The sequence below is a fragment of the Streptomyces sp. NPDC045846 genome, from assembly GCF_056431605.1.
Genome location: NZ_JBWKKJ010000006.1, coordinates 139,606 through 152,268, shown reverse-complemented (window position 1 = coordinate 152,268; position 12,663 = coordinate 139,606). Strand labels below are relative to the sequence as shown.

At 72.7% G+C, this 12,663-nt stretch carries 7 protein-coding genes; 5 read left to right on the top strand and 2 right to left on the bottom strand.

Going from position 1 to position 12,663, the window contains the following annotated elements; all coding sequences use genetic code 11:
- Window positions 1-7: 7 nt before the first annotated feature.
- Window positions 8-1,819: an ABC transporter ATP-binding protein gene (locus AC07F3_RS18180; RefSeq protein WP_479115184.1), complete on the bottom strand. Its 1,812-nt coding sequence runs from the start codon at window positions 1,817-1,819 to the stop codon at window positions 8-10.
- Between the two features lie 117 nt (window positions 1,820-1,936).
- On the opposite strand from AC07F3_RS18180, the gene AC07F3_RS18175 reads away from it, so the two are divergent.
- From AC07F3_RS18175 to AC07F3_RS18165, 3 genes are all read left to right on the top strand, one after another.
- The gene (locus AC07F3_RS18175) at window positions 1,937-2,395 is read left to right on the top strand and encodes a MarR family winged helix-turn-helix transcriptional regulator (RefSeq protein WP_469837023.1); all 459 of its coding nucleotides are present in this window, start codon (window positions 1,937-1,939) and stop codon (window positions 2,393-2,395) included.
- 22 nt (window positions 2,396-2,417) lie between these two features.
- Entirely contained in the window at window positions 2,418-5,363 is a 2,946-nt protein-coding gene (locus AC07F3_RS18170; protein ID WP_479115182.1) for an FAD-binding and (Fe-S)-binding domain-containing protein, read from the top strand.
- Window positions 5,364-5,674: 311 nt separating this feature from the next.
- Complete coding sequence (locus tag AC07F3_RS18165; RefSeq protein WP_479115180.1) at window positions 5,675-7,072, top strand: Gfo/Idh/MocA family protein; 1,398 nt, start codon at window positions 5,675-5,677, stop codon at window positions 7,070-7,072.
- 43 nt (window positions 7,073-7,115) lie between these two features.
- Here AC07F3_RS18165 and AC07F3_RS18160 read toward each other — a convergent pair whose 3' ends face one another.
- The gene (locus tag AC07F3_RS18160; RefSeq protein ID WP_479115178.1) at window positions 7,116-8,723 is read right to left on the bottom strand and encodes a peptide-N4-asparagine amidase; all 1,608 of its coding nucleotides are present in this window, start codon (window positions 8,721-8,723) and stop codon (window positions 7,116-7,118) included.
- A 159-nt stretch (window positions 8,724-8,882) separates the two neighbouring features.
- Here AC07F3_RS18160 and AC07F3_RS18155 point away from each other — a divergent pair, with 159 nt between their 5' ends.
- Both AC07F3_RS18155 and AC07F3_RS18150 read left to right on the top strand, forming a co-directional pair.
- Window positions 8,883-10,685, top strand: a complete 1,803-nt coding sequence (locus tag AC07F3_RS18155) for an ABC transporter transmembrane domain-containing protein (RefSeq protein WP_479115176.1) — start codon at window positions 8,883-8,885, stop codon at window positions 10,683-10,685.
- Window positions 10,682-12,463, top strand: a complete 1,782-nt coding sequence (locus tag AC07F3_RS18150) for an ABC transporter ATP-binding protein (RefSeq protein WP_479115174.1) — start codon at window positions 10,682-10,684, stop codon at window positions 12,461-12,463. The genes AC07F3_RS18155 and AC07F3_RS18150 overlap by 4 nt, the downstream gene beginning before the upstream one ends.
- The last annotated feature ends 200 nt before the right edge of the window (window positions 12,464-12,663 follow it).

Here is a 12,663-nt window from a genome sequence, read left to right as displayed (position 1 = left end):
CGAGCCGTCACCCGCGGACGGGGGCCGGCTCGGCGTCCCTGCGGACCAGCGCCGCGTACCGGCCGTCCTGGTCGAGCAGTTCCTCGTGGGTGCCCCGCTCGGCTATCAGGCCGCCGTCCAGGACGACGATCTGGTCCGCGTCGCGCACGGTGGAGAGACGGTGGGCGATGGTGATGGTGGTGCGGCCTCGGGAGAGCGCGTCGATGGCCTGCTGGACCGCGTGTTCGGTACGGGTGTCGAGCGCGCTGGTCGCCTCGTCGAGGATGAGGACGGGCGGGTCGCGCAGGATCGTACGGGCGATGGCCAGGCGCTGCTTCTCGCCGCCGGAGAACCGGTAGCCACGCTCGCCGACGAGGGTGTCGTAGCCGTCGGGCAGCGAGGCGATGTGGTCGTGGATCTGGGCGGCGCGGGCGGCCTCTTCGAGCTCCGCGTCGGTGGCTCCCGGCTTGGCGAAGCGGAGGTTCTCGGCGACCGAGGCGTGGAAGAGGTAGGTCTCCTGGGAGACCACGCCGACCGCGCGGGCCAGGCTGTCGAAGTCCAGCTCGCGCACGTCGATCCCGTCCAGGGTGACGCGGCCGCCGGTCACGTCGTACAGCCGCGGCACCAGATAGCTGAGCGTGGACTTGCCGGAACCGGTGGGGCCGACGACGGCGAGGCTGGCGCCCGCGGGCACGGCCAGGTCGATGCCGGCGAGGGTGGGGCGCTCCTGCTGGTCGTCGTACCGGAAGTCGACGTTCTCGAAGCGGATCTCGCCGCGCGCCCTGTCCAGGCGCACCGGCTCGTCGGGCTCGGTGATGTCCACCGGCAGGTCCAGGTATTCGAAGATCCGCTGGAAGAGGGCGAGCGAGGTCTGCATCTCGACGCCCGTGGACAGCAGGCTCACGGCGGGCCGGAACAGGCCCTGCTGGAGCGAGACGAAGGCGACGAGGGTGCCGATGGAGATCGAGGGGCCTCCGGTCTCCAGGGCCAGGCCGGCCGCCCAGTAGATGACGGCGGGCATGGCGGCCATGACGATGCCGATGGTGGACATGCGCCAGCGCCCGGCCATGTTGGAGCGCACTTGCAGGTCGACGAGGCGCTCGGACTCGGCGGCGAAGTTCTTGGTCAGTGAGTCGGCCCGGCCCATGGTGCGGCCAAGCAGGATGCCGCTGACCGAGAGCGACTCGGTGACCTCGGCGGCCATGGCGGCCATCTGCTTCTGGCGCTGGGTGGTGATCTTCTTGCGTTCGCGGCCGACCCTGCGGCTGATCCACACGAAGACCGGCAGCAGGAGCAGGGAGACCGCGGTCAGCCGCCAGTCCAGCGCGAGCATCGCGACCACGGAGGCGACGACGGCGGTGAGATTGGAGACCAGCGAGGTGGCGGTGGACGTGACGGTCGCCTGCATGCCGCCGATGTCGTTGGCGATGCGGGACTGCACCTCGCCGGTGCGGGTGCGGGTGAAGAAGGCGAGCGGCATCCGCTGGAGCTGGGCGTAGATCGCGGTGCGCAGGTCGTGCATGACGCGCTGGCCGACCGTGGTGCTGATGAGCGTCTGCAGTACGCCGAACACGCTGGTCACGACCGCCGTCGCGATCATGCCGAGGGCGAGCAGGCTCAGCAGGCCCGTGCGGTTCTGCGGGATGGCGACGTCGAGGATCTCGCGGAGCAGGAACGGCGAGGCGACCGAGACGAGCGAGGACGCGGCGACCAGCAGGCCGACGACGGCGAGCCTGCCGCGGTAGGGGCGGAACAGGCCGAGGATGCGGCGGATCTGGGCCGGCTCCTGCGGCTCGGTGCCGCGGGGCGGGGGTGTCCAGGTGGAGTGTTCGGGGCGCATGGGCTCCTTCGACAGGGTGTGAGGGCCTCCGCCCGCGGGCGGAACGGCGACGATTTCGCGAGCATAGCTCATTGTTACCTATACTCACAATGAACGGGGTCCTGTTATTGTTCCCGTATGCAGCCACACATTTCCCGGGCCCCGGACGCCGACGGCCTGCTGGCCGAGCAGCTGCTCCGGCTGACCCGCCGCCTGCACCGCATCCAGAAGCAGCACCTGGAGCCGGTCGGCATCACGCCCGCGCAGTCCCGGCTGCTGCGCACCGTCGCCCACTGGAACGAGCCACCGCGCATGGCCGATCTCGCCGCCCGCCTCGAAGTGGTCCCGCGCGCCGTGACCACACTGGTCGACGCGCTGGAGGAGAGCGGCGACGTGCGCAGGGTGCCGGATCCGACCAACCGCCGGGTGATCCGGATCGAGCTGACCGACACGGGCCGCGCCACGCTGCGCGCGCTGCGCGGCGCGCGCCGGGGCGCCGCGGAGGAGATCCTGGCACCGTTGACCGCCGACCAGCGCGAGGTGCTCGGCGGGCTGCTGACTGCTCTGGTGGACGGATCGCCGGAGCGCCGCTGCTGACGGACCCGAGGAGGCCGTGGTCATGCCGCTGCTGGAGCCCGATCCGCGAGCCCTGCGCCCGAAGGGACACCGCGCGCCGTCGCCCGACCGGGTCCCCGGCCCCCTGGCGAAGGGCACCCCGGAGCCGCTGCGTTCGGAGCTGATCGCGCTGCTCGGCGCGGACAAGGTGCTCTGGAAGGTCTCCGACCTCGTGCGGTACGCCTCGGACGCCAGCCCGTACCGCTTCGTCCCGCGGGCCGTGGTCGTCGCCGAGGACATCGACGACGTCTCCGCGATCCTCTCGTACGCCCGCGGCAAGGGCCGCGAAGTCGTCTTCCGGGCGGCGGGCACCAGCCTGAACGGGCAGGCGCAGGGCGAGGACATCCTGGTCGACGTGCGCCGGCACTGGGCGGGGGTCGAGGTGCTCGACGACGGGCTGCGGGCGCGGATCCTTCCGGGGACCACCGTCGTGCGCGCCAACGCCGCGCTCGCCCGGCACGGCCGGGTGCTCGGGCCCGACCCGGCGAGCGCGATCGCCTGCACGGTGGGCGGGGTCGTCGCCAACAACGCCTCGGGCATGACGGCGGGCACCACCCGCAACTCCTACCGGACGCTGTCCTCGCTCACCTTCGTCCTGCCGAGCGGCACGGTCGTGGACACCGCCGACCCGGCGGCCGACGAGGACCTCGTCCACGCCGAACCCCGGCTCTGCGCGGGTCTGTTGGCGCTGAAGGCGGAGATCGAGGCGGACCCGGAGCTGGTCGCCCGGATCCGCGCCAAGTACGAGATCAAGAACACCAACGGCTACCGACTGGACGCGTTCCTCGACGGCTCCACGCCGGTGGAGATCCTGCGGGGCCTCATGGTCGGCTCCGAGGGCACCTTCGGCTTCATCTCCGAGGTCGTCTTCGACACCCTGCCTCTGGACCGGCTGGTCTCCACCGCGCTGCTCTTCTTCCCCTCGCTGCCCGCGGCCGCTGCCGCCGTCCCGCTGTTCAACGAGGCGGGCGCCATCGCCGTGGAGCTGATGGACGGCAACACGCTGCGCGCCTCCGTCAGCGTCAAGGGCGTGCCCGCCGACTGGGCCGGGCTGCCCAAGGACACCACCGCGCTCCTGGTGGAGTTCCGGGCGCCCGACGAGGCCGCGCGGGAGGCGTACGAACGGGCCGCCGACGAGGTGCTCGCCGGGCTCGAACTCGTCGCGCCCGTGGCCTCGGTGACCAACGCCTTCACCCGGGACGCGGCGACGATCGGCGGGTACTGGAAGGCCCGCAAGGCGTTCGTGACCGCGGTCGGCGGCTCCCGCCCTTCCGGTACGACGCTGATCACCGAGGACTTCGCGGTCCCGCCGGCCGGCCTCTCCGAGGCGTGCGCGGCACTGCTGGAACTCCAGGCCCGGCACGGTTTCGACGCGGCGGTCGCCGGCCACGCCGCCCACGGCAACCTGCACTTCCTGCTCGCCTTCGACGCCTCCGAGCCCGCCGACGTGGAGCGGTACGCCGCGTTCATGGCGGAGTTCTGCCGCCTCACCGTGGAGCGCTTCGACGGATCACTCAAGGCCGAGCACGCCACCGGCCGCAACATCGCGCCCTTCCTGGAGCTGGAGTGGGGGCCCAGGGCGACCGAGCTGATGTGGCGCACCAAGCAAGTCATCGACCCGGACGGGGTGTTGGCGCCGCGCATCGTGCTCGACCGCGACCCGAAGGCGCACCTGCGGGGGCTCAAGACCATCCCGAAGGTGGAACCGATCGCCGACCCCTGCATCGAGTGCGGCTTCTGCGAGCCGACGTGCCCCAGTGGCGACCTGACCACCACTCCGCGCCAGCGGATCGTGCTGCGCCGGGAGATGACGCGCCAGCAGGCCGGCTCCCCCGTCGAGTCCGCTCTGCTCGACGCGTACGGGTACGACGCGGTCGACACCTGCGCCGGGGACTCCACCTGCGCCCTCGACTGCCCGGTCGGCATCGACACGGGCGCGCTGATGAAGGAGTTCCGCCATCGGCGGCACAGCCCGCGCGAGGAGCGGGTGGCGGCGCTCGCCGCCCGGAACTTCAAGGCGGTCGAGGCCTCCGCGCGGCTCGCCGTCGCGGCGGCCGACCGGATCAGCGACCGGCTCCTGACGCGGGCCACCGGGCTCGCGCGGCGGGCCGTGCGCCCCGACCTCGTACCGGACTGGCTGCCCCAGATCCCCGGTGCCGCCTCCGCCGCGCTGCCCCGCACACGGCGCGTCGGTGCCTCGGCCGTCTACTACCCGGCCTGCGTCAACCGCATCTTCGGCGAACCTCACGGCTTCCGGGGTCCCTCGCTCCCCCAGGCCATGGCGGCCGTCGCGGAGCGGGCGGGCCGGCCGGTGTGGATCCCGGACGACGTGGCGGGCACGTGCTGCGCCACGATCTGGCACTCCAAGGGGTACGACCGGGGCAACGCCGTGATGGCCAACCGCATCGTGGAGGCCGCCTGGGGCTGGACCGCCGGGGGCCGCCTCCCGCTGGTCGTCGACGCCTCGTCGTGCACGCTCGGCATCGCGCGCGAGGTGGTGCCCCACCTCACCGCCGACAACCGGGAGTTGCACCGCGAGCTGACCGTCGTGGACTCGGTGGTGTGGGCCGCGTCCCTCCTCCCCGACCTCACGGTCCTGCGCACGGCGCGCTCGGCCGTCCTCCATCCGACCTGCTCCATGCGGCACTTGGGCGACGAGGCGGAGCTGCTGGCCGTCGCCTCGGCCTGCGCGGACGAGGTCGTCGTGCCCGACGACGTCCGGTGCTGCGCGTTCGCGGGCGACCGGGGGATGCTGCACCCCGAGCTGACGTCCTCGGCCACGTCCCGGGAGGCGGCGGAGGTCCGTTCGCGCCCGTACGAGGCGCACCTGTCGGCCAACCGGATGTGCGAGGTGGGGCTGGAGCGCGGTACGGGGCGGCGGTACTACTCCGTGATCCTGGAACTTGAGCGGGCGACTCGGCCCGGTCCGGAGTACCTGCGGCGGAGCTAGGCGCGCGGCGGGGCGGGGATCGGTTTCGGCTGCCGACCGGGCGGGGTTCGTCGCGCCGCCGCGTCGGAGCCGCACGCCGTCACTTCCCTTTGACACACCCCGCGGCCAACGGTGGGAGGCGCCGCTCCGGAGCTGCGACACGCGCCTTCGCGCCGCCGCAAAGCGCGGCCGAAAGTTCGCGGGCCGGTATCAAGAGTTTCGGCGGGGCTCTTGCGCGCCACGGGTCTCACCCTTCAAGGTCCTCACCGAGGTTCGGTAAAGGTCGCGCAAACGTCAGCCCATGGAATTCCAGCCGATCACCTGGAGGTTCGATGAACGACGCGGTACCGGAGCAGCACGACGTCAGTCGGCGGTCCGTCCTGTGGACCGCCGGGGCCGCGGGCGCGGGGCTGGGCCTCGGGGCGTTCGGGGCCCAGCCCGCCGCGGCGGAGGAGGCGTCTGCCCAGGAGCCCCGGCGGCAGGGCAGGACCATGATCGGGGTGCCCTTCCAGCGGCGCTCGACGGTACGGGTCGCGTTGATCGGTCTCGGCAATCGGGGCGGCGCGATGATCGACCTGTACCTGGCGCTGCCCGGGGTCGAGGTGGTCGCCCTGTGCGATCCGGTGAAGGCGAAGGCCGAGCGGGCCGCCGCCAAGGTCACGGCGGCCGGGCGGCCCGCACCGGCCGTCTATGTACACGGTGACCACGACTACGAGCAGCTCCTCCAGCGCGGTGACGTCGACTTCGCCCATGTCGCGACCCCCTGGGACTCGCACTTCGAGATCGCCAGATCGGCGCTTCTGAACGGAGTCCACGTCGGCGTGGAGTGCCCGATCGCGCTCCGGCTCGACGAGTTGTGGGAATTGGTGGACCTCTCCGAGCGGACGCGCAGGCACTGCATGCAGCTGGAGAACTGCTGCTACGGCCGCAACGAGATGCGGGTGCTGCGCATGGCGCACGCGGGCAAGTTCGGGGACCTGCTGCACGGCGCGGGCGCCTACCAGCACGATCTGCGCGGCCTGATGTTCGACCCCGCGTACTACGAGGGCCCGTGGCGCAGGCGCTGGCACACGCGGCTGCGCGGCGACCTGTACCCCAACCACGGCTTCGGCCCGGTCGCCAACTACATGGACCTCAACCGCGGCGACCGAGCGGTGAGCATCGTCAGCGTGGGCTCGCCGTCACTCGGCCTGGCCCAGTACCGAGCCGCCAACATGCCTGCCGGGGACCCGAGTTGGAAGGAGACGTACATCGAGAGCGATCGCACGATCAGCCTCGTGCAGACCGCGAAGGGGCGGGTGATCCGGCTGGAGCACGACGTGTCGACGCCCCATCCGTACAGCCGGATCAACAGCCTCGGCGGCACCAAGGGGCTCTTCGAGGACTACCCCGAGCGGATCTACCTGGAGCCGGACCACAAGAACGACGAGTGGGGCGACTTCTCGAAGTACGCGGAGTGGGACCACTGGCTGTGGAAGGAGCACGCCAACCCGCCGGGCGGTCACGGCGGGATGGACTACCTCCTGGTGTTCCGGCTGACGCAGTGCATGCGCCTCGGCCTGGTGCCCGACTTCGACGTGTACGACGCCGCCACGTGGACCTCGCCCGTCCCGCTGAGCGACCTCTCGATCAAGCAGCGGGGCATGCCGCAGCAGATCCCCGACTTCACCCGGGGCGAGTGGAAGAAGCCACGCGCCGGGATGGACTCCGAGAAGCCCGCCGAGGCGTGAGGGCCGGTGCCGGGCCGCGGCGGGCGGCCCGGCACCGGGGGTCTCAGCAGTGCCGGACGTCCTCGGTGAGCGTGCCCTGGACCGTCTTCAGGCTGCGGTCGTAGCAGCCGTCCGATCCGTACAGGCGGTAGCGCTCGGCGGAGGTACCGACCGCGTGGCGCTGGTCGCGGGGCACGTTCATGGTCCAGGAGGCGTCACCCTGATAGGTGTCGTCGAGGTGCGAGAAGGCGGTGGGACGCGCACCGCGCAGGGTGAGGGCGTCGGCGCGGTCGCCGAGGGTGATGACGGTGCGCAGCCGGTTGTCCGTGCCGATGGTGGTGGTGCCGTCCATCGTGTAGGTGCGATTGTCCCGGGCGGTGACCGCCGGGCCCCGGCCGTCCGTCGTCACGCTCTCGTCGTCGTGCCAACTCCCCTTCAGCGCGTCGGTGTTCTCGCCCTCGGTCCAGCGGTGCACCGAGGCGGCGGAGAGCGAGCGGGTCACCGTCGTGGTGACGCGGCCGTGCGAGGTGTTGAGGTATCCGGCCGTGGTGAGCCGGTGGCTGCTGTTGGCGTCGAGCCGCAGCTCGGCCGGACCCGGCTGGTACGTGGTCGAGTCGACCGGAGCCGTCTCGTCGTGGCGGGTCAGTCCGCCGGTGACGACCTTGCTCCCCTTGTCCTGCCAGATGAGCAGGTTGGTGGGGGTGGACCAGCCCGCCTGCCCGGCCGGGACCCCGGCGACCGCGACCTCGACCTGGTGCGGGCGGCCGTCGTTGAGCAGGGCCGCGTACGGCGTGAGGTCGTACTCGACGGGCTTCACGTCGAAGGCGCGGGGAGCGGGGACGACGTACCAGAGGAAGGGGTTGGACCAGCCGCCCGTCCACACGGTCGGGAACGGGGCCGCGATTCCGGCGAGTTGACCGTCGACCTTGATCTGCACCTCGCGGTTCGGCCCGGCCGGCGCCTTGCAGGAGTACGCGGCGGGGTCGGGGACCGCGAGGTACCAGAACTCCTCGCAGCCGCCGCCCGAACCGGTCGCGTACACCTCGGCGACGACGCGCTCGGCGTTGCGCGGCGTGGTCACCCGCGCGGTGTCCAGCGGGAGCACCCGGTCGGGGGTCGCGGCGGGCGCGGTGCGGCCCTCGGCGGCGTAGAAGGTGAGCGTCACCTTGACGTCGATGACTCCCGTGTAGGTGTCGTCGACGGTGTTGCCGATGAGCATCTCGACGGGCTGCGCGGAGCGGAAGGTGTCGCTGTAGCGCGTGACGTCCTTCTCGACGTTCCAGGCGATGCCCTCCACCGAGGGCTCGGGCGTCGACGTGCGCAGCACCTCGACGCCGCCCACGTGGAGATAGCCGAGGCGGTCGTACTGGCGCCCCTTGACCTTGCCGTCGAGGCGGAGCACCACCTTGCTCCAGCGGTCCCCGCAGCCCTTGGGCGGCGTGTAACTCCCCTTGAGCGGCGTGTAGTCGCGGAACTGGGTCTCGGCGAGGGTGACTTGGCAGGACCTGGTGTGCGGGGTGGCCACCGGCGGCGCCGCGGTCAGCGGGTCGTGCCAGTCGGTGCCGAACTCGGGGGGCGGGGTGTCGGCCGCCGCGGCCGGGCCCGCGCCGAGCACCAGGCCCGCGGCCAGGGTGAGGCCGCCGAGCATGGACATGATCCTTCGTCGTCTCATGGGTCAGGAGTGAAGCGCGAGCGCGGCCGCGGCGCCAGACCCGGGACGCGGACCATGGCGGGTTCTGGGCCCCTACGCGGAAAAATCGATTGAAAACCGCACACGGAAAGGGTGAACCTTGCACGGCTTCAGCCATTCGATGCAAGGACCCCGGACGCCATGCAGATTCGCGATCTTCCCTTTACGGATCCAGGCGAACCGGACGTCCGCTCGGGTCCCCGCTTCCTGTACTGGCTGGGCCGCAACCAGCTCGGCGGCCAGCTCAAGTCCCTGGCCTGGGGGCTGCTGCACCAGTGCGGAATCGCCGGGCTGCCGTGGACCGTCGGTCTCGCCGTGCAGGCGGCCGTCGACCGCTCGGGCCACCGGCTCGCGCTGGCCGCCGCCCTCAACGTGCTGCTCGGCGTCGCCATCGCGGTGGGCGACACGATGCTCCACCGCACCGCGGTCACCAATTGGATCACCGCGGCCGCCCGGGTGCAGCAACTGCTCGCGCGCAAGACGGCCGAGCTGGGCTCGGTGCTCACGCGCCGGGTCGCGGCGGGCGAGGTGGTGGCGGTGTCGACGGGCGACGTCGAGAAGATCGGTTGGTTCGTCGAGGCGCTCTCGCGCTTCGCGGCGGCGGCCGCGGCCCTGGTGATCATCTGCGTCGGGCTGCTGGTCTACCAGCCCACGCTCGGCATCGTCGTGGCGATCGGCGTGCCCGTACTGGCCCTGGCCGTCCTGCCGTTGCTGCCGCGGGCCACCCGGCGCGCGGACATCCAGCGCGAGAAGGCGGGCAGGGCGACGGAGTTGGCGTCCGACACGGTCGCGGGCCTGCGGGTGCTGCGCGGCATCGGCGGCGAGGAACTCTTCCTCGGACGCTACCGCGAGGCCTCCCAGGAGGTCCGCCGGGCCGCGGTGCGCAGCGCGCGCATGTGGTCGCTGATCTCGGCGGTCCAGGTACTCCTGCCCGGCCTGCTGCTCATCACGGTCGTCCTGTACGGCGCGCACCTCGCGCTGGCGGGCCGGATCGCGGTGGGTGAACTGGTCACCGTGTACAGCGCGGTGACGCTGATGCTGTACCCGCTTCAGCACTTCGAGGAGATCGCGATGGCGTACTCGTTCTCGCGTCCCTCCGCGAAGCGGGCGGCGCGCGTGCTCGCGCTCCAGCGGGTCACCGATCCGGCCGGGACGGACACGGGGGTGCCGTCCGGGCCGGAGCGGGCCCTGCCGTCCGGTGATCTGTACGACCCGGCGACCGGGCTCCTCGCACCCGAGGGCCGCTTCACGGCCGTGGTGTGCGGGGACCCGGACGCGGCCGGGCGGCTCGCGGACCGGCTCGGCGGACACGCCGCCGACGGAGACGGGCTGCCCTCGGTCCTGCTCGGCGGCGTCGCGCTCGACGGCCTCGCGCTGGACGACGCCCGCACCGTCGTCCTGGTCCAGGACAAGGACCCGGTGCTGCTCTCGGGCACGCTGCGCGAGCTGCTCGACGTGCCGTCGTCGGGGCAGGTCGAGGCGGCGGACGCACTGGCGGCGGCGCAGTGCGGTGACGTACTGGAGGCGCTCGCGCAGGCATCGGTGGACGGCGGGCAGGACCCGATGGCCACTCGCATTACCGAGCGCGGCCGCTCGCTCTCGGGTGGGCAGCGCCAACGCCTCGCCCTGGCGCGGTCGTTGGTGACCGACCCCGAGGTGCTCGTGCTCGACGAGCCGACCTCGGCCGTCGACTCGCACACCGAGGCGCGGGTCGCGGACGGCATCAAGCGGGTGCGGGCGGGCCGGACGACGGTCGTGTTCACGTCGTCGCCGCTGCTGCTCGACCTGGCCGAGCGGGTCGTGTTCGTGCACGACGGCGAGGTCGCGTCCGTGGGGGTGCACCGCGAGCTGGTGCACACCGACGCCCGCTACCGCGCGGTGGTCACGCGCGAGACGGACGAGGAAGATCCGAAGGCGATGCAGAGAGTGGAGGAGTCGGCATGATCGGCGTGGCAGCACCGGAGTACGACCCGGCGGCGCCGCGGTCGGCCACCACCCTGCCGGTGGGAACCCCGGCGACGGTACGGGCGTACGTGAGGGAGCTCTTCGGGCGCCATCGCAGGGCGTTCTCGGTCCTGGTCGGCGTCAACGCCGTCGCCGTGATCGCCTCGATGGTCGGCCCCTACCTCCTCGGCGGCCTCGTCGAGGACCTCTCGACGGGGGTGCGGGACCTCCATCTCGGGCGGACCGCGGCCCTGTTCGCGCTCGCGCTCCTCGTCCAGACGGTCTTCGTCCGGACGGTCCGGCTGCGCGGCGGCATGCTCGGCGAGGAAATGTTGGCCGATCTGCGCGAGGACTTCCTGGTGCGCGCGGTCGGGCTGCCGCCGGGCGTGCTCGAACGGGCGGGGACGGGCGACCTGTTGTCCCGGATCACCACGGACATCGACCGCCTGGCGAACGCGATGCGCGAGGCCGTGCCGCAGCTGGCGATCGGCGTGGTCTGGGCGGCGCTGCTCCTCGGCGCGCTCGGGGTCACCGCCCCGCCGCTGGCGCTCGCCGTGCTGATCGCGCTGCCGGTCCTCGTCGTGGGCTGCCGCTGGTACTTCCGGCGGGCGCCCTCGGCGTACCGCTCGGAGGCTGCCGGGTACGCGGCGGTCGCCTCCGCGCTGACCGAGACGGTCGACGCGGGACGCACCGTCGAGGCGCACCGCCTCGGCGCGCGCCGGATCGCGCTCTCCGACCAGCGGGTCAAGGAGTGGACGGCCTGGGAGCGGTACACGCTGTCCCTGCGGTCCGTGCTCTTCCCCGTGGTCAGCGTCACCCACATGACGATCATGGTGTCGGTGCTCACGATCGGCGGGGTGTTCGTCCTCCAGGACTGGATCACGGTCGGGCAGCTCACCACGGGTGCGCTGCTCGCGCAGATGCTGGTCGAGCCGGTCGGACTCATCCTGCGCTGGTACGACGAGCTCCAGGTGGCCCAGGTCTCGCTCGGGCGGCTGGTCGGCGTGCGCGACATCGAGCCGGAGCCGGGCGACGCGGGCGTGCGTCCCGACGGGCGGCACGTCGACGCGGACGAGGTGCGCTTCGGCTACCGCGAGGGCGTGGACGTCCTGCACGAGGTCTCGCTGTCGGTGGCCCCGGGCACCCGGGTCGCCCTGGTCGGGCCGTCCGGCGCGGGCAAGTCGACGCTGGGGCGGCTGCTCGCCGGGATCTACGCGCCGCGCGAGGGCCGCGTCACGCTGGGCTCGGTCGAGCTGTCGCGGATGCCTGCGGAGCGGGTGCGCGAGCACGTCGCGCTGGTCAACCAGGAACACCACGTGTTCGTGGGCTCGCTGCGGGACAACCTGCTGCTCGCCCGAACCGGCGCGGACGACGCCGAGCTGTGGGCGGCGCTCGGCGCGGTCGACGCGGACGGCTGGGCCCGGGCGCTCGACGACGGCCTCGGTACGGAGGTCGGCTCGGGCGGGCTCTCCCTCACCCCGGCGCAGGCCCAGCAGATCGCGCTGGCCCGTCTGGTCCTGGCGGACCCGCACACGCTGGTCCTGGACGAGGCCACCTCGCTCCTCGACCCGCGCGCGGCCCGCCACCTGGAGCGTTCGCTGGCCCGCGTCCTGGACGGCCGCACGGTCGTGGCGATCGCGCACCGCCTGCACACCGCGCACGACGCGGACGTCATCGCGGTGGTGGAGCAGGGGCGGATCTCGGAGCTGGGCAGCCACGAGGAGCTGGTCGCGGCGGACGGCGCGTACGCGGCGCTGTGGCGCTCCTGGCACGGTTAGCCTGCGGCGCGGTGCGGGGGGGGTGGGGGCGGGGTGAGGTTCGGGCTCCCGGGCCCGAGGCCCGCATCCCCGATGCCTGTCGTCCTGCGGACCGTGCGGATGCCTGTCGGCCTGCGGACCGTGCGGGGGTGCTCGCGCAGTTCCCGGGCCCGGTTCGTCGCTCGGTGCGGGCCGTCTGTGGCCGGTCGCGCAGTTCCCCG

Excerpts from the sequence above, each read along its gene's own strand:
- AC07F3_RS18165 (WP_479115180.1), top strand. The coding sequence starts at position 5,675 with ATGAACGACGCGGTACCGGAGCAGCACGACGTCAGTCGGCGGTCCGTC.
- AC07F3_RS18180 (WP_479115184.1), bottom strand. The coding sequence starts at position 1,819 with ATGCGCCCCGAACACTCCACCTGGACACCCCCGCCCCGCGGCACCGAG.
- AC07F3_RS18175 (WP_469837023.1), top strand. The coding sequence starts at position 1,937 with ATGCAGCCACACATTTCCCGGGCCCCGGACGCCGACGGCCTGCTGGCC.
- AC07F3_RS18150 (WP_479115174.1), top strand. The coding sequence starts at position 10,682 with ATGATCGGCGTGGCAGCACCGGAGTACGACCCGGCGGCGCCGCGGTCG.
- AC07F3_RS18160 (WP_479115178.1), bottom strand. The coding sequence starts at position 8,723 with ATGAGACGACGAAGGATCATGTCCATGCTCGGCGGCCTCACCCTGGCC.
- AC07F3_RS18170 (WP_479115182.1), top strand. The coding sequence starts at position 2,418 with ATGCCGCTGCTGGAGCCCGATCCGCGAGCCCTGCGCCCGAAGGGACAC.
- AC07F3_RS18155 (WP_479115176.1), top strand. The coding sequence starts at position 8,883 with ATGCAGATTCGCGATCTTCCCTTTACGGATCCAGGCGAACCGGACGTC.